This window comes from Bacillus sp. V2I10 (assembly GCF_030817055.1).
Taxonomy (GTDB): Bacteria; Bacillota; Bacilli; order Bacillales; family Bacillaceae; genus Bacillus_P.
Genome location: NZ_JAUSYV010000001.1, coordinates 2,261,476 through 2,283,804, shown reverse-complemented (window position 1 = coordinate 2,283,804; position 22,329 = coordinate 2,261,476). Strand labels below are relative to the sequence as shown.

The 22,329-nt window shown below is 36.1% G+C and carries 23 protein-coding genes and 3 other annotated features; of the genes, 8 read left to right on the top strand and 15 right to left on the bottom strand.

What is annotated here, in order from left to right:
- Nucleotides 1-337: 337 nt before the first annotated feature.
- Both QFZ72_RS11735 and QFZ72_RS11730 read left to right on the top strand, forming a co-directional pair.
- On the top strand, nucleotides 338-1,258 hold the full coding sequence (locus tag QFZ72_RS11735) for a S66 peptidase family protein (RefSeq protein ID WP_307433405.1): 921 nt from the start codon (nucleotides 338-340) through the stop codon (nucleotides 1,256-1,258).
- Nucleotides 1,259-1,861: 603 nt separating this feature from the next.
- Nucleotides 1,862-2,227, top strand: coding sequence for a YuzC family spore coat inner layer protein (locus QFZ72_RS11730; protein WP_307433402.1), 366 nt, complete (start codon nucleotides 1,862-1,864; stop codon nucleotides 2,225-2,227).
- A gap of 367 nt (nucleotides 2,228-2,594) precedes the next feature.
- Here QFZ72_RS11730 and QFZ72_RS11725 read toward each other — a convergent pair whose 3' ends face one another.
- Together QFZ72_RS11725 and QFZ72_RS11720 are read right to left on the bottom strand one after the other, a co-directional pair.
- On the bottom strand, nucleotides 2,595-2,885 hold the full coding sequence (locus tag QFZ72_RS11725; RefSeq protein ID WP_307433400.1) for a cupin domain-containing protein: 291 nt from the start codon (nucleotides 2,883-2,885) through the stop codon (nucleotides 2,595-2,597).
- A gap of 186 nt (nucleotides 2,886-3,071) precedes the next feature.
- Nucleotides 3,072-3,635 carry an NADPH-dependent FMN reductase gene (locus QFZ72_RS11720; protein WP_307433398.1) on the bottom strand — a complete coding sequence of 188 codons (564 nt, stop codon included), beginning with the start codon at nucleotides 3,633-3,635 and terminating at the stop codon, nucleotides 3,072-3,074.
- Nucleotides 3,636-3,709: 74 nt separating this feature from the next.
- On the opposite strand from QFZ72_RS11720, the gene QFZ72_RS11715 reads away from it, so the two are divergent.
- Complete coding sequence (locus QFZ72_RS11715; protein ID WP_307433397.1) at nucleotides 3,710-4,801, top strand: low temperature requirement protein A; 1,092 nt, start codon at nucleotides 3,710-3,712, stop codon at nucleotides 4,799-4,801.
- A gap of 883 nt (nucleotides 4,802-5,684) precedes the next feature.
- On the opposite strand, the gene QFZ72_RS11710 is transcribed toward QFZ72_RS11715, so the two are convergent.
- Complete coding sequence (locus QFZ72_RS11710; RefSeq protein WP_307433395.1) at nucleotides 5,685-6,095, bottom strand: GNAT family N-acetyltransferase; 411 nt, start codon at nucleotides 6,093-6,095, stop codon at nucleotides 5,685-5,687.
- A gap of 128 nt (nucleotides 6,096-6,223) precedes the next feature.
- Nucleotides 6,224-6,367, bottom strand: a complete 144-nt coding sequence (locus tag QFZ72_RS11705; RefSeq protein ID WP_307433392.1) for a hypothetical protein — start codon at nucleotides 6,365-6,367, stop codon at nucleotides 6,224-6,226.
- Nucleotides 6,368-6,909: 542 nt separating this feature from the next.
- On the opposite strand from QFZ72_RS11705, the gene QFZ72_RS11700 reads away from it, so the two are divergent.
- Nucleotides 6,910-7,242 carry a cupin domain-containing protein gene (locus QFZ72_RS11700; RefSeq protein WP_307433389.1) on the top strand — a complete coding sequence of 111 codons (333 nt, stop codon included), beginning with the start codon at nucleotides 6,910-6,912 and terminating at the stop codon, nucleotides 7,240-7,242.
- A 233-nt stretch (nucleotides 7,243-7,475) separates the two neighbouring features.
- On the opposite strand, the gene QFZ72_RS11695 is transcribed toward QFZ72_RS11700, so the two are convergent.
- Together QFZ72_RS11695 and QFZ72_RS29765 are read right to left on the bottom strand one after the other, a co-directional pair.
- A complete protein-coding gene (locus QFZ72_RS11695) occupies nucleotides 7,476-8,045 on the bottom strand; it encodes a dihydrofolate reductase family protein (protein ID WP_307433386.1) in 570 nt (189 codons plus the stop codon).
- Between the two features lie 314 nt (nucleotides 8,046-8,359).
- On the bottom strand, nucleotides 8,360-8,554 hold the full coding sequence (locus QFZ72_RS29765; protein ID WP_483862252.1) for a Rok-like winged helix domain-containing protein: 195 nt from the start codon (nucleotides 8,552-8,554) through the stop codon (nucleotides 8,360-8,362).
- A 342-nt stretch (nucleotides 8,555-8,896) separates the two neighbouring features.
- Here QFZ72_RS29765 and QFZ72_RS11690 point away from each other — a divergent pair, with 342 nt between their 5' ends.
- A complete protein-coding gene (locus QFZ72_RS11690; protein ID WP_307433383.1) occupies nucleotides 8,897-9,913 on the top strand; it encodes a DUF3231 family protein in 1,017 nt (338 codons plus the stop codon).
- Nucleotides 9,914-9,915: 2 nt separating this feature from the next.
- Complete coding sequence (locus tag QFZ72_RS11685; protein ID WP_307433380.1) at nucleotides 9,916-10,380, top strand: hypothetical protein; 465 nt, start codon at nucleotides 9,916-9,918, stop codon at nucleotides 10,378-10,380.
- Nucleotides 10,381-10,759: 379 nt separating this feature from the next.
- On the opposite strand, the gene QFZ72_RS11680 is transcribed toward QFZ72_RS11685, so the two are convergent.
- The 7 genes from QFZ72_RS11680 to QFZ72_RS11650 all read right to left on the bottom strand — a co-directional run bounded on the left by QFZ72_RS11680 (nucleotide 10,760) and on the right by QFZ72_RS11650 (nucleotide 16,435).
- Nucleotides 10,760-11,263 carry a DUF2798 domain-containing protein gene (locus QFZ72_RS11680; RefSeq protein ID WP_307433377.1) on the bottom strand — a complete coding sequence of 168 codons (504 nt, stop codon included), beginning with the start codon at nucleotides 11,261-11,263 and terminating at the stop codon, nucleotides 10,760-10,762.
- A gap of 439 nt (nucleotides 11,264-11,702) precedes the next feature.
- Nucleotides 11,703-12,692 (bottom strand): ornithine cyclodeaminase family protein, encoded by a 990-nt coding sequence (locus QFZ72_RS11675; protein ID WP_307433375.1) that lies wholly within the window; start codon nucleotides 12,690-12,692, stop codon nucleotides 11,703-11,705.
- 55 nt (nucleotides 12,693-12,747) lie between these two features.
- Nucleotides 12,748-14,061 carry an MFS transporter gene (locus QFZ72_RS11670; protein WP_307433373.1) on the bottom strand — a complete coding sequence of 438 codons (1,314 nt, stop codon included), beginning with the start codon at nucleotides 14,059-14,061 and terminating at the stop codon, nucleotides 12,748-12,750.
- 33 nt (nucleotides 14,062-14,094) lie between these two features.
- The gene (locus QFZ72_RS11665; RefSeq protein ID WP_307433371.1) at nucleotides 14,095-14,775 is read right to left on the bottom strand and encodes a FadR/GntR family transcriptional regulator; all 681 of its coding nucleotides are present in this window, start codon (nucleotides 14,773-14,775) and stop codon (nucleotides 14,095-14,097) included.
- Nucleotides 14,776-15,044: 269 nt separating this feature from the next.
- Nucleotides 15,045-15,260, bottom strand: a complete 216-nt coding sequence (locus QFZ72_RS11660) for a hypothetical protein (RefSeq protein ID WP_307433368.1) — start codon at nucleotides 15,258-15,260, stop codon at nucleotides 15,045-15,047.
- Between the two features lie 2 nt (nucleotides 15,261-15,262).
- Nucleotides 15,263-15,745, bottom strand: a complete 483-nt coding sequence (locus tag QFZ72_RS11655; protein ID WP_307439720.1) for a GNAT family N-acetyltransferase — start codon at nucleotides 15,743-15,745, stop codon at nucleotides 15,263-15,265.
- 99 nt (nucleotides 15,746-15,844) lie between these two features.
- On the bottom strand, nucleotides 15,845-16,435 hold the full coding sequence (locus QFZ72_RS11650) for an MFS transporter (RefSeq protein WP_307433365.1): 591 nt from the start codon (nucleotides 16,433-16,435) through the stop codon (nucleotides 15,845-15,847).
- A gap of 241 nt (nucleotides 16,436-16,676) precedes the next feature.
- Here QFZ72_RS11650 and QFZ72_RS11645 point away from each other — a divergent pair, with 241 nt between their 5' ends.
- Together QFZ72_RS11645 and QFZ72_RS11640 are read left to right on the top strand one after the other, a co-directional pair.
- Nucleotides 16,677-17,447 (top strand): hypothetical protein, encoded by a 771-nt coding sequence (locus tag QFZ72_RS11645; RefSeq protein WP_307433363.1) that lies wholly within the window; start codon nucleotides 16,677-16,679, stop codon nucleotides 17,445-17,447.
- Nucleotides 17,448-17,975: 528 nt separating this feature from the next.
- Entirely contained in the window at nucleotides 17,976-18,452 is a 477-nt protein-coding gene (locus QFZ72_RS11640; protein ID WP_307433360.1) for a divergent PAP2 family protein, read from the top strand.
- A gap of 324 nt (nucleotides 18,453-18,776) precedes the next feature.
- On the opposite strand, the gene QFZ72_RS11635 is transcribed toward QFZ72_RS11640, so the two are convergent.
- Together QFZ72_RS11635 and thrS are read right to left on the bottom strand one after the other, a co-directional pair.
- Nucleotides 18,777-19,403, bottom strand: coding sequence for a superoxide dismutase family protein (locus tag QFZ72_RS11635; protein WP_307433357.1), 627 nt, complete (start codon nucleotides 19,401-19,403; stop codon nucleotides 18,777-18,779).
- 132 nt (nucleotides 19,404-19,535) lie between these two features.
- Entirely contained in the window at nucleotides 19,536-21,404 is a 1,869-nt protein-coding gene (gene thrS, locus QFZ72_RS11630; RefSeq protein ID WP_307433354.1) for a threonine--tRNA ligase, read from the bottom strand.
- A gap of 51 nt (nucleotides 21,405-21,455) precedes the next feature.
- Nucleotides 21,456-21,667 (bottom strand) — a binding site (T-box leader).
- 31 nt (nucleotides 21,668-21,698) lie between these two features.
- Nucleotides 21,699-21,910: a binding site (T-box leader), on the bottom strand.
- A 31-nt stretch (nucleotides 21,911-21,941) separates the two neighbouring features.
- Nucleotides 21,942-22,161: a binding site (T-box leader), on the bottom strand.
- Between the last annotated feature and the right edge of the window lie 168 nt (nucleotides 22,162-22,329).

Below are 22,329 nucleotides of genomic sequence, written 5' to 3'. Positions count from 1 at the left end.
CTATAAATTAGTTATTGAACCCCTAAATCAATATTTGTCATAATGACTGCACAAGTCTACAAATATGGATACGCCACTATCAAACATTGAAATCCTACACCCCAGCCGAGTAAAGAAATTTCAAGTTCTTGTTCAGACCCATTTAGAAAACCCCTATAGTTTTCATTAATAAGACATATATCAGATAACCTTCTAATACCTTTAATTATCATAAATTATAATTGAATCGTTTAGAAAAACCCCTATAGTTTTCATTAATATGACATATATCAGTTAACCTTCTAATACCTTTAATTATCATAAATTATAATTGAATCGAATACAGGGAGAGGAAGATATGGCAATAAGACCTCCGATGCTGCAAAGAGGGGATACGATTGGGTTGGTTACACCTGGCAGCCCTCTTGATGCAAATATTATTAATGCGCGAGTACAATATTTAAGAGATATTGGCTTTAATATAATTTTTGGCAGCCACGTTTATTCTTACGAGGGCATCACAGCTGCACCTGCTGGGCAAAGAGCAGAAGATGTAATGAATATGTTCAAAGATCCGAGCGTCAAAATGATACTCTCCACACGAGGAGGGACTGGGGTACAGACCATTCTTCCTTACTTGGATTTTGAAGTCATAAGAGAGAACCCTAAAATTATATCTGGTTATAGTGACATAACAGTATTACTAAATAGTTTGTATCTATTTAGTAATTTAATTACGTTCCATAGCCTAATGCTTATTGATTTTAGAATAGAGACACCTGCTTATAATTTCAATCAATTCTTTGAAGCAACTTCTACATTGACTTCGCCCAGGATTATCCAAAATCCTTCGACCATGCCTCTGAAGAGTTTAGTACCAGGAAATGTAACGGGTCCAATAGTAGGTGGAAATATGACTTCTCTAGTTAATACCCTTGGTACGCCATATGAAATTAATACACAGGGAAAAATACTTTTTCTAGAAGAGATCCATTCACCTACTACAACGATTTTTCGGTATCTAACTCAATTATTGATGTCAGGTAAATTTCAAGATTGTCTTGGTATTATCATGGGAGAATGTACAAATTGCCTTGTATCTTATGATACAACATATGATGATTTAATTAATGATTTGTTAGTCCCCCTAGGAAAACCACTGATGGTCAACCTTGCTACAGGGCATGGCTTTTATAAAGCTGCTATTCCAATAGGTGCTAATGTTAATCTCAATTCGACAGATAATACATTGACTGTGCTTGAACCAACTGTTTCTTAGTGATATTAAACGAAGTATTAGCAATCTCATCATCTATACCCAAATAAAAAATCTCTGTTATTCCTAATTAAAAAATTGTGTCAAATAAGCAATACTAGACAAACAGATTTCTTATTCCTTTCAGGATTATAACTAAAAAAGACACAATTCCTTATACAAGAATGCGCCCGATTGTTGAAGACCGATTAATTAATTCAACTGGTGTTCATTGCAGAACATTATAGAATCAGCTGTTTAAAAAATTATAAATTTTCTTATTAGCAATGAAAAAAGGATCTTCGATTGGAAGGATCCTTTTGATTATTCAGCTAAAGCCACCCAGCTATTTTTTAGCATTCCGTCCTCTTGAACAATTTTTTTATGTGAAAGAATATTCAAAAATCCCCATAAATTCATCACCATATATGCTACGAACAATGGTCATGATTTCAATAAAATCAGGAAGGTTGGGAGCTTTTTAAGGTGCACAACCTCTTTTTTTACCATAACCATCCAAAACTGTGGCTTTATCTAGTCATCTACCTATACATAGGATATTTAACTATCATAACATGGTCTAGAAATAGTTAATTGTATGTATTTTTCAAGGAGGGAAGCCTGTTCATGTATTATTTATATCACCATAGCTACTATCAGCCCCCTTATCGCAATACTACTTATTGGCCAATTCGTCAATATCCACCTGTTGACCCTAATCTTTTGTATCAATCAGCGAATCAATCTAAAAAACTCATGAAAGATGCAAGCATGGTTCTTAATAAATTATCTGAGGCAAAAGAATTTGATGCTAAATTAATGTATGCTGCAGAAACTTCAGATATTGAGGAGGTTAAGCGCTTAATTCATTCTATAGGAGTTACGTCAGACGTAGATATTAAATACAATCCCGATAGTATACGGTTAGAATTTACATCAAAAGTAGCCAATTTGGACTGTTGCCGGTTATTAATGGCATTACGCTGGCGTTAGAGTACGAAACCAGCTTGGTGTAAAAGGCATTTCTCATGCAGAATTTCACAAAGCAATGTATATCGTATTCCATTCTAGTTAACATAATACCAGCTATAAAAAGGTAGCAAAAAAGCCAATCCCATACGTACCAAAGGATTGGCTTTTATTCATTTTTTAATCATTTGTACAGGTTTTTATATCGTTGAAAATCAAAATTTTTGGCTTCTTCAGAACCTGTTAATTTCATAAAAACGGAGAATTTTATGCAACGCTTTTTTTCAATAAATGGCCCGATTGCGGAACATGAAAAAACCCTGCACATCAATTTTTTTAATCAACTTTTTTATAAACGATCAGTCTCTTTTATAAAGTATCGAACATTATTTCAAAGCCAGCTAACTGAATTGATAGAGTCAATTACTAGAAAATAGCAGCATTCTATGTCGAATATGTTTATAAATCGGTGTTCAGTATCCGCGGCAAAATAGAATGAATCACCTTCTCCTAATTCTTCTATAAAAGCGCCATTACCTAATTCCACTCTTAACTTGCCTTGGGCAACATAGATAATTTCTTTTACACCAATATTATGTGCAGGAAACACTCCTGACTCTTTTTGCGGAGGGACAATATTTAAAATAAATTCAATTCCTCTAGACGGAAAAGATGGTGACAATAAGTGCCTTTGAAATCCTGATTTTTCATCACGATAAACAAGTCTTATCTAAAAAATTGAGATAAGTTCTTTTGTATAAGGGTGGCGTTCCTCCTTAGACGTTCTGTGAGGTATAAGAAAAGTGGCCAAGATTAAGTTCATCCCTATACTGAGCGTATCGTCCAATCAGTGAATCCTTTTTCTTTATTATTTATTTTCAAAGGGAGTATGGTCGATCCAAAGCAAAAATTGTTGCAGATAATTCTGAAGATATCGCTTTGTTTTATCGTCAGTAAGCACTTTCTGATCGGAGTCAATCTTTTCATGTACTTGCGAAATTAATACTTTTTGAAACGGAAGAACTTGAGCTTGTATGGCTTCTAGTGTTTGTCTAATTTGCATTTGAGAAAAAGCCGTTCCTAATCCCCCAGGGGTTGCTCCTATCACACCTACTGGTTTTCTATGAAGAACCGATGTCTTTGGAGGTCTTGAAGCCCAATCTAATGCGTTTTTTAACACACCAGGAATGCCTGAATTGTACTCAGGACTTACAATAATAATGCCGTTAACTTCTTGAATTGCTTTTTTAAATGATACTACCGTTTCCGGTCCGCCGCCGACTTCTAAATCTTCATCAAATAAAGGAAGATCTTTAATTTCAATCCAGCGAAATTCAGTGCTGTCTTCCATGTCTACTAGGGATTGTGCAATAATCCGATTATAAGAACTTTTTCTTAAACTACCACAAATTAGCCCAATTGTTTTGGTCATATCGATTTCCCCTTTCAATTTCTAATCATTTCCATCATACTATAATCAATTAGAGGATGGGAAGGAGTGCAGAAATGGAAGAAAAGAAAGTTACTTGGTTAGAGCTTTTTTATGATTTGTTATTTGTGGCGGCTGTTGCGGCTGCAACCCATGTTTTACTTCATATTGAAGATGGATATATCCATTCAGAGTATTTATTAAAGTTTGTGTTAATTTTCATTCCTATCTGGTGGGCTTGGGTAGGGCAAACTATGTTTATTAACCGGTTTGGACAAGATTTATTTCATCAACGGCTATTTTTGATACTGCAAATGTTTTTTGTCCTAATTATGACATCAAGCTTAGCAGTTGATTTTGATCCATATTATCTTTCTTTTTTAATTGGTTATATTGGCTTAAGAGCAGTGACTGCGATCCAATATCTTGTTGTCCAGCGTATAGAAGAGGGATTTCGGAAAAAAGCAGCACTATATTTGGGAAGGTATTTTTGGATTGGAATCATCATATCATTATCCTCCGTCCTTTTTGATTCTTGGATTCGATATGCTGTGTTATATACGGGTATTATTATTGATATTATGGTCCCAATATTTGGACGAAAATATTTAGTTAAGGTGCCCACAAATACGGCGCACTTATTAGAGCGATTTGGTCTATTTTCTATTATTCTCTTTGGTGAGGCTCTTGTCAGCACCCTTGCCGTAATTCAACCTAAACAAGGAAATTGGAATTCAATCGGCTTTTCGATCATTTCATTTATCCTAATTATATCGATGTGGTGGCAGTATTTCGATAATGTGGAGAAGAAAGTAAACAAGTCGATACAAACAGCCGGCCAAATCATTATTTATGGTCATTTGTTTATTTTAATGTCTTTGAGCATGATTGCAGCATCTATTAGACTATTATTTTTACATGAGGTTCATTATTCATATATCATACATTTTGTTTTTGGTGCTGTATTGCTCTATTTCCTGTCAACTACTTTTGTTTTCCACCAATATAGACATGAGCACCACAGATTGAAAATTTATCATTTAGCGTTATTTTTAGGGATTTTAGCAGTCTTTTTTATTATTAATTTGATTGTAGTAGTACCAAATATTGTGGTAATAGGGGAATTAACCCTGTTTTTTATCATCTATGCTAAATTAACAACAACTTAAATTTGATCAAGTTTCTTAAATGTCATTTGATAAATTTTTTGAGTTTTCCCAAGTTGCCAAACAAATTAGTAGTTGAGAGTTTATCTAAAAAGATATCTCGTTCGTTGAGACCACTTTCCAGCATAGCTTGAAACTTCTGTCCTTCATTTTGGTGTCTTTGCTGCTTACTTGTATGTATCTAAATTTCCAAACATTCATTTTTTACTCATTATCCTAATTCTTTCTCTAATTCTAACAAATCCGTTCGAATAGTATTTTTAAACTTTAACGAACAAAAAAAAGAAAGAAATAAAAAAAATAACCCGTTCGAAAAAGTGTATACTTTTTCAAACGGACCTTCATTTTTCTATACATCTTATTATTTTTAATTTTGCATTTCGGCTTGTAATATTTAATAAAACAAATTATCTTCTTCTCAACATTAAACCTTGATAAAACTAAGGGAATAATTAAAATTAAATAGTAAACATTAAAAATATTAAATGTAATGTAAACGCGAAAAGGTCTCAGAGTAATTACCTCTGAGACCTTCCATTAAACCTCCTATTCTTGAACAAAGAAACTAGCTTAAATGTAGATCAACCCCATACTTGTATAAGTTTACTTTCCCAACAACAGTTTGCGAAGAAAAGTTATCCCAGGCTGTTTACTATGTAGTGGCTGCAAACCTAATTGTCTCACTTCATTCGCCCAAAGCAATTACACAGCTAGCAGCATAACCATAACCTTGATACAATTCCAAAGTTTCTGCGCTTGCTTCAGCACCTCTCTTACTCTTTCTTGCACTGCAACAGACAGAAGCTGTATTCCGTCTTGAATAATGGCATAAATAGGTTGTCTCCATTCAAACTCCATTAACGCCCCAATTGCTGAAAAGCATTGTTTAATCAAATTTTGCAAATGATACTAAATCGCCCTTATCACAAGATGAAAATCCGTGTTTTTCATAAAAAGTTCTTACATCTGCTGCATCATTGGTCAATAATACTTTTTGTCTAACGTCTTTATAATTTGATAAAAGTAATTTAAGAAGTTGAGAGCCGATTCCTTTATTATGATATGCTCTTAACACCAATATATCTTGTATATAAATAATTGTCTTTCCATCTCCAACCACTCTAATTAACCCTACTAACTTTCCATTATCCCAAGCAGTGATAACCTTTAAAGAGCATTTAATCGCTTCCATCAACCTGGGCAGATCACTAGTGTAGGAAGACCACTTCACATCATCATACAATGCTTTGACTGCTTGAACTTCTAGTTGTGTAGTTTCTTCAAATTTGATTGTCATACTATCACCTTCTTATATTTCACTTTTTGCAGGAGGCATTTTTTTACTGTTATTAAAAGCCATAATCAAGAGTTTAAAATAGAATTCAATAAAAAGAGTGTCAACCCCTTCTTGAATAAACTCTCCCTTTAATTGAATAACCATTGATAAAAAATATAAATAACCAATATTCCAACAACAATAAAACCACCAATAGTGGGACTTCCATAAAATGTTCTATTCCAACCATCGTCCGAATTATTAACTTTCCTTTTTTCTTCATCCTTTTTCATCTATTCACCTCAAGGTAGTTAGAATTATTAATATATATTCTTTATAACCTCCCATATGTAAAAAAGCATCACTTGTTGCAGTAAAGCCCCCGATTGTTGAACAGCATTTCTATTTAAGCTTATTTTCCAGCCTTTTTCACTTTTCCAATAGTGTACGGGGAATTTAGGTCAATACATGCAAACGGATGGAAAAAAATAGTTCACTTTATTGAAGTGATTGATTTTTTCTTTCTTTACTGGCTTTTTAAAGGTAAATAACCAAGAAACGAATTCAATAAGAACTAACATAACAAAAGCCTGTATAACATTCGGTCTCCATTGAAACACTTTTTCTTTCTGATAATCAAAATATATTGAAACACCTAAAAGACAAAAAAATGTGAGCGCCCTTTTCTTGAATAAGCTATATATAATGGTAGCGAACTGTTCACTAACTTCTTCAATCAATCTCCTGTTAAAAGTTAATTTTTATCTATTTCTATTGTTTAATGATACAATTTACATAGCTTAATAATTCTTGTTTCAGAAAGGAGAAAATATACTTGGAAAGTTTATTTCAAAAAGTTAATTTATTAGATTTAGTGTCTGATATAACTGAATATAAGAATTTTGTCGTGTCTGAAATTAATGATCATGTTTTAAGAATTGCTGTGATTGATGGAGAATTTCATTGGCATGAACATGGCACAGACGAATTATTTATGGTACTCGAAGGAGAACTCTTAATTGACTTAGAAAACGATAAAACAATTAAATTACTACCTGGTGAAATTTTCAATGTACCAGCACATATACAACATAGAACACGATCTAATGGTAGAACTGTAAATCTCTGTTTTGAGAAAAAAGATAACGATATAAATGGATCTTCTTAAGTACCAATATTTTTGGCGCTTTTTTAATGCACAGTTTGTGTCAAATATGAAATTAGGCAATCCCTTGTTAAAGAAAAGCACCCGATTGTTGAAGATCGAAAAATTTAAAAGAGCTTCAAAAATTGATCTTTAGTTATTGTGCTAACGCTCCCATTCGTTGAAGAAGTGACAATTACTACCGAGTATTTCCTAATGATATTTATTGTATTTTATCTTTGGAATGTACAATATTATTAATTCCCATTCAAATGATAGATTAGTTGAACAACGCCAGAGGAAAACCTTTTTGTATTAACCAGTTTTAGATTCAATCTCTGCTTTATGTCAATAAACAAGGGTTTTCCTTCTCCCAAAATAACAGGGTGAACAGATAATCTAAATTCATCAACAAGCCCTAAATTGATAAATGTTGTAATAAGACTTGCTCCGCCATATAGCCAGATGTCTTTACCAGGATTATTCTTTAATTTATTTACTTCTTCAAAAATATTATCATTTATAAATATTGCTTTATTATCAGTCCCTTTTTGCATTCTGGAAAACACATATTTTTCTTTACTATGAACTAATTCCCAAATTTCTTTTTCAGTATCAGTATCTTCAATTTCTGGATTAAATTGTCCCCATAAATCGTAGCTTTTTCTTCCATATAAAATAGTATCAATTTGATTTAAGAAATTAATAAACCCCATCTCAGAGTCCATGATGCACCAATCAACTTCCCCATTTTTCCCTTCAATAAAACCATCTAAAGTAACTGCTAAATCTAAAATTATTCTTCTTGGTCTTACGTTATCGGACATAATTCTTCCTCCCTATAATCATTTAGATATTGTTTCTCCCCAAGTTTTTTTATATTTCCATTATTTACAGCATTTATTTCTGAATAAAGTTATTTATGTTACTAAACTGCACCTATAGTTTAAGTACAATTTTTCACAAACACCCTACTATCATTACTATATAAGTATTCAATTTCCCTTGAGATTCTTCCTCCATTAAATGGCCCGATTGCTGAACAAGAAAAAATCCTGCACATCAATACAGGATTTTTAATCAACTTTTTATAAACGATCAGACTCTTTTATAAAGTATCGTACATTATTTCAAAGCCACATTAATCTCCACTATAAAGGTATTGATTCAACGATTGTCCTTCGTAGATATTCTGGCCCCTATACGGTTTTTTCACAATGGAATAAATTGTCATTACCCGATTCATAAAATGAGTAACATTCCCAACTTTTTTGCATTTGGTCTTTTCAACGGTGGTCGCTATTTCCTTACCGAGACAAATGAAATATTGAATCAAGCTCTTAACGTACTTAAGGAATAAAGTATAAAAAAATCCTTAGCCTATGTTTCTTAAGTTAAGAAACATTTTTCCCTACTAAATAAATAACTGAATTTTCATTGGAAAACTGTAGAGAGATAAAATTTTCGTTTTAGGGTTAATTAGGTTCCTTACCTTGATAAGCATGTGGTGGTGCTACCCTTTTAAGTTCAGAAAAAAGTTGGCGTCTCTTCAAAGTATGATGAGATGCTTTTTCTTTAGTTGCAGTAAAGTATCTTTTAGTTACTTAACTAATCTTTTACATATTTCGATGTTTTAGAGGGAAAATAAATTGACTTCAGAATAGGAGGAATTAAAGTCATGGAATCAGAACATAACGTTAATTTAACTGCTTCAGAAATTTCACAACTTTGGTCAGCGTACATGAATAGCAGCATGTCTAAATGTGTTTTTACATACTTTTTAGAAACTGTTGAAGATAATCAAATCCGTTCATTATTAGAACATTCTTTAAAACTTGCTGATTCACATTTAAAAAAGCTTACTGAAATATTTAATAAGGAAAGTTATCCAATACCCCATGGTCTTAATGTTAAAAATGACGTAAATATGACTGCTCCAAGGTTATTTTCAGATAGTTTTGTTCTATATTTTATAAAAAGCATGGGTGAAATAGCTTTAAGTTTTTATGCTGCCTCTAAGATTTTAGTTGTACGTTCAGATATAGATCAATACTTTTCTGAATGTCTTACTGAGTTGAACAAATTTGATACGATGGCAAAAAACTTTTTATTATCTAAAGGCTTATTTATCCGATCCCCTTACATGAATCCACCCAAAGAAGTCAGATTTATTGAGCAACAAAACTTTTTAGCCGGGTGGTTAGGAAAGCAAAGGCCTCTAGCAGCTATAGAAATTACAAATATATTTGCAAATTTACAAAGAAATGCCTTAGGTATTGTAACAATGTTAGGATTCAGTCAAGTAGCAAAATCTACTGAAGTAGCCAGGTTCATGGTGAGAGGAAAAGAAATTGCTTCAAAACATGTTGAAATATTTGGCTCTTTATTAAAAGAAAATGACCTGCCAGTTCCAATGACCTGGGCTTCTAATATAACTTCCTCAAAGGTCCCTCCATTCTCAGACAAAATGATGATGTTTATGACGACAGCTTTAATTGCTTTGAGTATTGGATTTTATGGAGCAAGTATGTCAATAAGTCCCAGAAGGGATATAGCTTTCCAATATGTGCGTTTAACTGCTGAAATAGGGGCATATGCTGAAGATGGTGCAAACATAATGATAAAGAACGGTTGGCTTGAAGAACCGCCGCTTTCAGAAGACCGCAATAAATTAGCAAATCATAAAAAGGGATAAATATGATTGGATTATTGGCAAGTATTTTCCTCTTTCTCACTATCGCATTTAGAACAAATAGAAATTTAACAAGAAATCAAATTGTTCATATTTGGCTATTTACGATTGCGTTTCAATCAACTTTTGACGTATTTGTAGAAATTAAATATGATGGCTATTGGTATTTTGATAAAGATATTGAATGGTTCGATTTACTTCCTCATCTTTTTTTAATTCCACCTGTTAATATGATGTTTTTGAATTGGTATCCATTTAAAAGGTCAATGTATAGAAAGGTATTTTATATATTCTGTTGGGTTGCTGGAATTTTAATTTATGAATCACTCACCCTTCTTCCACAGCCTTTTGGTTATTTTAATTATGGATGGTGGAAGTTATTGTACGCAGCTATTCTTGACCCCTTATTATTTATTTTCTTGTTGCTGTTTTATAAATTTATATGTAAGTTAGAAAAAGAATCAGGTTAAAAATAGGTAAAAAAATCTTTAATTCTTCTTCAACTAATAAGAAAGGTAGTTGAAGAAGAACATGGATACACCCTTTACTTGAATAATTCATAAAACCATCCGTGAATAACGAGCTTCATACTTTCTTAAGGCGCGATCCTATCGAACATTAACACCTACTACTAATACCTTCATAAAAAACCTCCTGAAAAATTAGTTCTAATCATTCCTTATCGTAGGTTAACAATTTAATCAAAGACCTAACTTTAGCTTACTTTCTAAAAGGACACCTTTTTTCTTCCTTTCGGACCATAACATTGACTATACGATTCTTACTTTAGCTAATGTATGAGGAGGTGCTATCCAATTTGTCCTCTCTTTCAAATGGATCATAATCAGCTCACAATCCCCTGCTTACACTACCAGATTCTATAATCCTTTGAGCTTTAACGAATTTAGTAAATAAAAACCGCACTAAAGGTCCCATGACTATGAGTTGTAGAGGGAGAGCAAAAATAAAATTTTTGAAGGCTATCGAATAGTAATTTTCAAGTAAAGATTCTTCACCTAGGCTGTTAAAAAAGCAGGCAGTCACCAATCCATAAAAAGACATAAAAAGAACCATTCCAACCACTATAAAAAATGAAATAGATAGTATCACAAAAATACCCTTAGATTTGTCATATGGCAAAGAAAATGCAATTTTATGTGCCGCTGGACCGACAATGAATAACTCCAATAGGAAAGCAATAATAAAGCCCAGGATAATTTGAATAAGTATTCCCTTTAATGGTACGATGCCAATCAAGCCATTTATAAATAGATTATAAAATGTCATAAATACGACCATCCCAAAGCACATCATCATTCCAAAATAAAAATTTTCTTTCTTAGTTGTTGGCAATTTTCATCATCCCTTCTTTTGATACTTTGTTATTATAGCGATAGTGCAAACTTCCTCATAAGTGAACATTTTGTGAACAATTGTTTTATCTATTTCATATTTGATTCATACATGCAGCGTTTTTCTTCTTTAACAAACCTCGCTCTAAAAAGCTCTGCTCTTCTCCCAGCCTGGTATGTATGTTAATACAAGGTCATCAATGTTATCTATGTAACTACATAATTGATTTAGAGAATTCCATATATTATACTCACTAATTCGCTAACATTAATTTTACATATTCAAATTGGTAATGTGACAAATTTGTAATCTTCAGGACTGCAGGCTTTATTAGCATAGATTGAATAGGATCGCTGGCCCACAAACTTTTCAAGTGTTATTTTTTTATGAGCAAAGGAAAAGCTCCAGTTATAACTGGAGCTCCTGTTTCTGCTTATTATTAAATAGAAAAGCTTTCACCAACACCAGCTTCAATCGCTTTTTTAAAAACTTGAACAGCAACCATCGTATCTAGATAGCCGATGCCAACGGACTTGTAAAATGTAATCTCGTCATCGTTCTTTCGAGCTTCTTTTTCTCCACAAATGATTTCCCCAATTTCACTATAAATAGATTGTGGATTCCAAGATCCGTCTTTCATTGGAACTAGAAAATCTCCAGTTTCATGTAGTGCTCCTTCAATGGTATCAACAACGATTTTGCCGCTTTTTTTCAGCGTGTGAACATCTACTTCCTGCATATGCGGCTGATACGAGCCAATCGCGTTAATATGAGTTCCCGGCTTTAGCAGGTTCCCATTAAACAGCGGGGTAGTAGATTTGGTGCTGCAAATGATGATATCAGCTTTCTCAACAGCCTTGTTTGCATCACTTTTGAAAACAATGTTTCCATTCCAATTGGGATAAAGTGCACGAAGTTTTTCACCTAATTGTTCTGCTTTTTCTATCGTCCGGTTATAGAGGATAATCTCTTCCAATTTTCTAACTGCCATAATAGCTTGAATTTGTCCCAGCGATTGAGCACCGCAGCCCAGAACAGCACAAATCCTGGATCTTTCGCGTGCTAAATATTTCGTTGCAACTCCGCTTGATGCTCCGGTCCTGAGTATGGTCAAGTAACTGGCATCCATCATCGCTACGTGTTCTCCTGTAATCGCATCTGTTAATAAAATGATGCTTTGCAGCACTTTTCTCCCTTGTTTAGCATTATTCGGAAAAATGCTTACAATCTTAACGGCTGTGTAGTCCTCTGATTCAATATACGAAGGCATATATAGCGTTTCTGCTGACATCTTCTTGTGAGGGATAGACATCCTGATTGGAGCAATTGTTTTGCCTTCTTGTCCATAACGGAATGCTTTTTCTACATCATCTATACAATCTCCCATGGAGTACAACTCTTTGATCTTTTGTTCATTTAATAACAGCAATTTTTTCACTCCTTGGTCTTTTAACGGATATCTTCCCCATTCAATCGTATTTTTTTTACATGGCTTTGCTTTGCGGCTGACCATCCGTATCAATTGGTCTTGTTTCACGGGTAAACGAAACCGCAATTAATGAGATGATTGACGCAGCGATTATATAAAGGGCAACGGGAACAAATGAATTGTCATATGCACTCAGCAATGCAGTTGCTATAAGTGGAGCTGTACCGCCGGCAATTGCAGCCCCCAGCTGATAACCGACTGTTACACCTGTATAGCGGACACTTGTTGAAAAAATTTCCGAAAACATCGTTCCCAATACAGCAGTAATAGGTGCCCAAATGATTCCAAGACCAATAATTGTTGCGACTGTTAACCAAAGGACAGAATCTAATGATAGTAAGTAAAAGTACGGGAAGGCGAATAAGATCATGGCTACGGTTCCACCTATATACAGCGGCTTACGGCCGACCTTATCTGATAATTTACCCATAAACGGAATCATGATCGTAGTGACCAGTGTTGCGATTGTAACTGCATTCAATGTAGAGCTTCTTTCAAACCCAAGGGTACCGGTAGCATATGAAATAATAAATGTTCCAAAAATATAGAATGGTGCTGTTTCAACTACTTTGGCCCCTACCGCAACAAGGACTTCTTTCCAATGATATTTGAACGTGTCAATAAGAGGCACTTTAGAAATATTGCCTGATTCTTTTGCTTCCTGGAATGCTGGAGTTTCGTCTATGCCGTTACGAATCCATAATCCTATAAATACTAACAGCGAGCTTAAAATAAACGGCACCCGCCATCCCCAGGCTTCAAATTGTGCATTAGGCAATAGGGTCATGAGCGATATCGATAATGTTCCAAGCAGCAAGCCGATAGTTACACCCATTTGTGGAATGCTGCCGAAAAATCCCCGTTTTTTAGGAGGTGCATACTCTGTAGCTAATAATAGTGCTCCCCCCCACTCACCGCCAATACCCAGACCTTGAATTAAGCGCAAGGCGATTAATAGAATTGGAGCCCATATACCGATCGCTTCATATGTAGGCAGCAAGCCAATTAATACAGTAGCTCCTCCCATTAACGATAGTGTCATGACAAGTGTCTTTTTCCGCCCAATTTTATCCCCAATGTGACTGAAAATTACTCCGCCTAACGGGCGAATGAAGAAGGGAAGAGCGAAAGATGTGTACGCTAGCATTAATCCGACAACCGGATCACCTGATGGGAAATACAACTTGCTGAAAATAAGTGCAGCGATTGTTCCGTATAAAAAATAATCATACCACTCAATAGAACTTCCTATTAAACTAGCTATCAAGGCTTTTGTTGCTATTTTTTTATCCCCTTTGTTTTGAGCCATTTCGACACCTCTCCGTTTTATATTTTTTCCCCTTTAAAATAATTCTTTTACTCTTGATTCTACGACATCTATCATTTGGTTTAATGCTAATCTGGCAAGTTCTGGCTGTTTCTTTTTTACGGAAAAATAGATATCTTCATGAAAGTGATAGGTATCTGCAAAAATGGAATTAGAATTTTCATTTTTTCTCCAAAATTCATTAAACGATTCGTATACAGTGGCAATCATCTTGTATAAGACAGGATTGTGTGATGCTTCATAAAGAGTTTGGTGAAAATCTAAATCTGCTTGAACAGAATCTTCGCTTAAGATTTTGACATTTTCAAAAATTTTCAGATTTGTTTCCATTCTGACCAACTGTTCCTCTGTTGCTCTGTTGGCAGCAAGTTCTATTGCTTGCCCTTCAAGCCCCCTTCTTACTTCACATAACTGAAGCAAAAAGGTCAGCTCACTTTCAATAAATATACGGGTTTGAAGCTGATGAGCGTTTGCATCCTTTACAAAGATCCCTTTTCCATTCACAATTTCAACGAAATGTTGAGCCTCAAGTTGTCGAAGTCCCTCTCTTATGCTAGTCCGACTAACGCCAAACTTCACTGCAAGATCAGCCATGGATGGCAGTTTATCACCCTTTTGAAACTTGTTGCCTTGAATCAAACTTTTAATTTCTTCTGCTACTAATTCATGTACCAATTGTTTTTTAACTAGAGGCATCTTCCTCCTCCCTTCATATGCTATCTACCTGTCATATAGGTCATTATATAATGAATTATTTAAATTTTGCAAATTTTATTTTTATTAGCACTTAAGATTAAATATACAAAAATAACGGAATCCATATAAAATCAATCATGATTAAAATAAATGACCCCTGTGCGATACTGGAGTCATTTATTAACTACTTAAGTTTTTTATGACGAGACAGCTGCTTCGCCAATTCGATTTCAAGAGTGGCACCTCCGCAGCCTAAATCTAAAATGTGCTTACCGCTTACCTCTCCCAATAATCCAAGCAGTTAGGGTTTTTCTAAAATGGAGTTTGGACTTTGCGGTCTGTGCCTTCTTTGCATAAAACGATTGAAAATTCCCTATCATCGTAAGCAGCTGACCCTTGCTTTCATCAAAACCTTCAGCAACTAAAATCCGGTTGTTTTTTTGAAACGGACAAATAACTAATGGGCGAATGATTCCCTTCCTCATGCTTACTCCTTCATACTTATTCTTTTTACAAACAGAACACGATCCTTGTTTTCCCCGTCGTAATTTGCCGTTACATGTACACCATTTACGGTCTTGTCTCCATTTTCAATTTCAAACCCCATCTTCTTGTGAAACTGGATAGAACCTGTATTTACGGGAGATGTGATACAGCGGACAGTCTGGCACCCATGCTGCTTTACTAATTTGAAAAACTCATTGTAAAGCTGCTGTCCTACCTTGTTTTTTCTAAAAAGCGGATGGACGCCGACAAAGTGGATATATGCTTCTCTTTGCTTTGATTGAGACAGAAACCCAATTAAAAAGCCGATGATTTGTCCGTTTTTCTCCATGATTAAACTAGTATCTTGAAAATGATCAAAAAACAGCTTGGGAAGCATATATGTCATCTTTCTTCCGCCCCACCACTCATCTAGCAAAGGAGAAATGAGATAGAAATCTTTTGAAGACACATACCGGAGTTTCACATTTATCACCTTTCTTTCCTCGCGAAAAAGGCGCCTTTATAAAAGAATCGCCATCGTTTAATCAAAAAATCGAACTCATGAGTTCAACCTGAAATAATATCAGTTGTTTCTTTGAAGAAATGTGTTAGAAGGGATTATCACCGTAATAAAAAGAATGGCGGCAAACAAAACACTAATGGCTGAAAAAATCTGGCACACAGTCTGCAGCGTGAACCATTCTGCTGTAAATCCAAGAATCAGCGTTAAAACAATTTGAATGATCCCCTGGATTATCTCCGCAACACTTCCGAAGCGTCCCATAATCTCAACTGGCACATTGTTTTGAAAAAAAGTCGCATACCCTGTGCTGGCAAATGCCATGAAAAAACCTAAAAAGATAAAAGAGAGTGTTGCCGTTAAAAAGCTGTATGAACTGTAAAAAAGCAAATAACCGACTGAAGTCAGCAGCATCCCTGCCCCAATATAAAAGTTTAGCTTCAGTTTATTTGCCGCGAGTGCTGCAGCTCCCGCACCTGCAAGTGAACCAAGACCCGTCAGACTCACGATGAGTCCATAATCTTTGTCTGTGAGATTCAGATGCTGTTTTATGAATGTAGCCTCTTGAGAATCAAGGGCAAATCCGATAAGCATGGCTGTTTGATATAATAGATAGACTGTTATAAAAAACACAGCACCCTTTTTTTTAGACAATCCTTTAAGCTCCTCATAAAATTCACGTTTAAGAGCTTCCATTGTGGTCTCAAATTCGGTACCATCAAATTCAATCTTTCACCTGGCAAGACCCACAGCGCCCTATTGCCACTTCAGATGTTCCGATCCTGGTTCTCATCCATTCCCCCTCCAATTTCTATTTTTATTTCAGTCACATGATGCCATTCGCTTTTTTTCCTTTAAGCCAGCCTGTACAATAGAGGGGAAAGGACGTGAGAGCATGGCAGTCATTTTGCCTCATATTGAAGACGCCAACTTAACGAATTATATTCCTCCCGCTGGAGAGTATGAATTATTTGATGATGAAGCCCATTACGAAGATAAAGTGAAAGAATGGGGCCTGAGAGTAAAAAAAGAGTACTGGTATAAAGACAGAACCCATCAGAGGATTGTGACTATAAAAGGGTATCAAACATTTGGAAACACCTCCTCTAATCATACAATCATCATTGAATTTCAGGACGGCAATCTTTCTTGTATCCACCCTGCTTACTTAAAAGAAATGCAGTCCTCAAATTTCGGTAAAGAATTGAAATCGGAGCCTGAAGCTGAAAAAGCGGAACTTAAAACTGAAGCTCCTGTCAAACCAGCTGAACCTGCATTAGTGACAAAAGCTCCTGCAAAGGCTGCTAAAGAGAAAAAAGAAAAACCGGCCAAGCTTGTTCTGCCTGATGACAAAGTTCATTTTACAGGCAAAGTGAAGCAATTTGCCCTTAGCTGGAACCATTTTAATGAAGAAAATGATGAAGTGGTTGTACTTGAAGATGTGCATATTGATGGAGATGAACCGATTGAAGTCGGACTTGCCTGGTGTTCACACAGCAAAACACTGAAAAAGTTTGAATTGTCTCCTGGAGACAATCTCGATTTTAACGGTAAAATCGTAAAGAAGAGCCTTCCTAAAGGGAAAGATGTCGAAGACGAAGCATTTCTCCTAGATGTATCAGTCCCTTATAAAATCAACAATCCCTCTAAAATTGTGAAAAAGTAGAAGCACACCAATTTCCGGTGTGCTTTTTGGTTTGGTTACAGCTTTTCAACCGATTTTCATCTTTTATCGACCGAATCTGATTCTCAAAAGATAAACATTTTGCATCCAATGCTTCCTTAAGCTGCCCTATTGCTTTCGGCCCATGCCATGCAGCTGCAAGAGATCAGCTTCACTTTTTGAATGAAATCTGTTCGGGCCGTTTATATCCGGCACCTTCAAGCGCCCGGCGTGCAGGCTTTGCTAATTTCCATGGCAGATAGCTATCTTGTATTTGGTAACCTCCTTCATTTAAATCCTTGGATCAAAGATTGGCTTTATTGATTATTCTTCAGCAAATCCTATTTTCCCTTCCTGCCCTTTTATACACTGCACATTTTAAAATTTTATGACAAGCCTCAGCTTAAATAATTATCACGAATTAGAAAATAATAACGTTTAGAATAAGCCGCGAGGGGTATTTATGCTACATCAGAGTATTAGCAATACATACAGCGAACTTACTACTAATAATGAGGTGAAACCCAAACAATGAAGAAGAAAAAGAAGATGAACAGAGGGATCATTACAGCTATCAGTGCAATTGCAATCGCACAAGGCATTAAAGTATTTACTTATAAAAGGCTATCAGGAAAATGGGATATCAAACAGGTAGTGACTACAGGCGGAATGCCAAGCTCGCATTCAGCAGGCGTTGCAGCACTTTCTTCTTACGTTGCCGCTAAAAATGGAACATCTTCCATTGAAACAGCGATTGCGGTTATCTTTGGTATCATCGTGATGTATGATGCCCAGGGAATCAGACGCCACACAGGAGAAATTGCCAAGCTGATAAACGATATTGACGGCGAAATGGCTGTTATTTCGGAGCACCTTCCTGGTCTAGGACATATTAAACGAACAGAAGAATTAAAAGAAGTTCTTGGCCATCAGCCTTTAGAGGTAGTAGGCGGAGCCGTTTTAGGGGTTTTGCTTGGGCTGGCAAGCGCCAAGCTTGAAGATGCTTAGGTCAAGAAAAAGACACCATTGACAATGAAATTGGTGTCTTTTTTTGTTGAAATAAATTGTTAGAACGCTTTAGCATTATTTTAAAGTACAAAACCGATTTGTAAAAAAAATTAACAATAACAATTATTAATTCTCTTCTTATATAATGATGAAGAACGATAAAATAAGCCTGATCATTAGAATAACCGTCAGAATGATAGGAATTAGATTTAAACCCCAAAATTATTTATTTACTACGATTTATACCGCATAAAAGTTTCATAATAAAAAAAGAGAGCCGAATCCATAGTGATCGCTCTCATCAGAAATTTAATCAAGTTCTCTTTAGCTTTCGTCCACACTTTTTATAACACCGCAAGCCTGCCTGTCACCTGCATCACCTGTTTTCATCGTTTCTTCATCTGGACCCGGTTTTCCTTCAGATTGATACCGGTCAGGAATATTTGCAGCGTTATCCGGATTTGCATGAACAATAATGGCTTTTTCCTGTTCCATTAACTGATCCATAGTTACCCTGTCAAATGCTGCTGAAAATTCTGCTTTTCCATCTTCATTTACAAATAAAGAAGGCATATCCCCAGCATGTTCAGAGTGGCTGCTTTCATCAGGATTAAAGTGACCTTCAGCTGTTGTAAATGGACCTCCTTCTGCATCAGGCTCACACACACCCTTTTCATGAATGTGGAAACCGTGATATCCAGGTTCGAGCCCTTCCATGTTTGCTTCAATAATCATATGATTGTCATGCTCAGAGAACGTAACCGTGCCGACATTTTTATTTTCCGTATCCTTTATTTCAGCAATTGCGCCAGATTTCAACTCTTCATTAGCTGTTTTTGCAGCTTCTTCCATGTTTGTTTTTTCAGTATCCTCCATAGTCCCGCTTGAACAACCGATTGTCATCACCATTGCAAAAAACGGCAGCATCCATTTCCACATTATTTTTGACATTCTCTCACTCCTCCTTACTATCTTTGTTCCACTTAATTGGGAAGTTAAACAATATCAGCTAAAGATGAGAGAATAGTCTGAAAACCCCCCTGATCCTTTAGGTCTTATTCCTTTTACCAGATATAGAACTCTTTACCCGAGCTCCCGCTTAGCTATTTTTTCTAAAAGCATGTTTTTAAACCGCTCAACGTCCATTGCTTCTGAGCTCTTCCCGCCATGTACTCTTACATTCACAGCATTTTTTTCAATCTCCTGATCTCCAATGACAAGCATATAGGGAACCCTGCTTTTTTGTGCCTTGCGAATTTTAAAATTCAGTTTTTCGCTGCTTCTGTCAATGCATACTCTTAGCCCGCATTTCTCCAATTGATTTTTCAGCTTTTCGGCATAGCCAAGATGAACTTCAGCCACCGGGATTATCGCAGCTTGAACAGGAGCAAGCCATAATGGGAAGCAGCCGGCAAAATGCTCAATCAAGATACCAAGAAATCTGTCTAGAGAGCCTGATATTGCCCTGTGAATGACGACAGGTCTTTGCTTTTCATTTTTTTCATCGATGTAGCTTAGATTAAATTTCTCAGGCATTTGAAAATCGAGCTGCACTGTTGCACACTGATGGCTTCTTTTCATTGCATCTTTTATTTGAAAATCAATTTTCGGACCGTAAAAGGCTCCATCACCTTCATTTAATTGATAAGGAAGGTTTAAATCTTCAAGCACGTGTTTCAGTGATTGTTCGGCCTTCTCCCAAAGCTGATCAGAACCCATTGAGTTCAGGGGTCTAGTGGATAGTTCAACAGAATAATCAAAGCCGAATGTACGATAAACCTTGTCTATCTGAAGAAGCACACTTTTAATCTCATCTTCAATTTGATCTGGTCGGACAAACAAGTGGGCATCATCCTGACAGAAAGTGCGGACTCGGAGCAGCCCATTCAGCGCTCCGCTGTATTCGTGCCGGTGAACCTGGCCGAATTCTGCGAGTCTGACGGGAAGGTCCCGGTATGAATATAGCTGGTTTTTATAAATAATCATGTGCCCCGGACAATTCATAGGCTTTAATGCAAACTTCGCTTCATCCACATCCGAAAAATACATATTTTCATGATAATGATCCCAGTGCCCTGACTGCCTCCACAGCTTTTCATTCATCATTAATGGAGTCTGCACCTCTCGATAGCCTGCTTCCCTTTGAACCTCTCGAAGAAAATTCTGCAGCTCATTTCTCACCAATTGGCCGTTTGGCAAAAAGAATGGCATACCAGGAGCCTCTACCGAAAACATGAACAGCTCCATTTCTTTTCCAATCTTACGGTGATCCCGCTTTTTTAGTTCCGCAAGCTCTTTTAAATGGAGTGCTAATTCTTTTTTACTTGAAAAGGCAATACCTGAAATCCTCTGCATGACGAGATTTTCTTTATCTCCCTTCCAGTAGGAACCGGAAACAGCATTTAACTTAAATGCTTTAATAAATTTTAATGAAGGCAAATGAGGCCCGCTGCATAAATCAATAAATTCTCCATGCTTACTGATGGAAATTAGGTTACGTTCCTTTTGTTCATGAAGAAGCTCCAGTTTCAGTGCCTCCCCTTTTTCATAAAGAACAGCAGCGGCTTTTTCATATGGCAGCTCCAGCTGTTCGAGTTCCTGCTTTTCATTCATTATTTTCTGCATTTCCTGTTCGATCATCGGCAGTTCTTCTTCACTGATGCTGTGAGGCAGCTGAAACTCATAGTAAAACCCGCTGTCCTGATAAGAGCTGCTTCCCAAAATCGCGCCTTTATACAATCTCTTTACTGCCTGGGCAAGAACATATGAACAAGTATGATTCAAGAAAATCTGACGTTCATCAGACTCAATTGTAATAATCTCAACTTCTGAGATGTCATCCACTATGTCATGTAAACTTAAGACCTCTCCATTTACCTTCCCTCCAATTACCTTATTATTTTCTTGATTGCGATGATTGGCCAAATCCTTCAACAAAATTTTATTCTCCATTTTAAACACTCCTTTTTACTCTAAAAATATAAAAAACGCACTCATCCCTAAAATAGGGACGAGTGCGTTTACCCGTGGTTCCACCCAGCTTTCCATTCTAAAAAAAGAATGGCTCCAGCGCTATAACGCAGCGTCTGCGGCACGGCATTTCCTCCGTGCTGTTCCAAGGCGGTAAGTTCATTTTCCTGCATTAGGAAGTTCTCAGCTTTCCTTCCCTCTCTGTAAACCGGCAAAATGACTCGTGTCCTTATCTGTACTTCTTTTATGAAATTAAAAAAACGCACTCATCCCTAAAATAGGGACGAGCGTGTTTGCCCGTGGTTCCACCCAGCTTTCCATTCTAAAAAAAGAATGGCTCCAGCGCTTTAACGCAGCGTCTGCGGCACGGCATTTCCTCCGTGCTGTTCCAAGGCGGTAAGTTCATTTTCCTGTATTAGGAAGTTCTCAGCTTTCCTTCCCTCTCTGTAAACCGGCAAAATGACTCATGTCCTTATCTGTACTTCTTTTATGAAATTAAAAAAACGCACTCATCCCTAAAATAGGGACGAGCGCGTTTGCCCGTGGTTCCACCCAGCTTTCCATTCTCTATTTTTAAAAAAGAATGGCTCCAGTGCTTTAACGCAGCTTCTGCGGCACGGTATTTACTCCGTGCAGTATCAAAGGCGGTAAGTTCATTTTCTGCGTTAGGAAGCTCTCAGCAATCCTTCCCTCTCTGAAAACCGTTTAAAATGACTCATGTCCTTTTCATCACTTTTCAAATAATTATTTTCGATTTTACAATACACTCCATTAGAATTCAACTATTATTTTACAATATTCATCGAATTTTGTTGTGTTCCAACTTTGGTGATAAAATCTTTAAGACGATTTCAATGTCTCGCTTCTTTAAAAACTCTTTCCGAATGAAGCAGCCCTCTATGGTAAT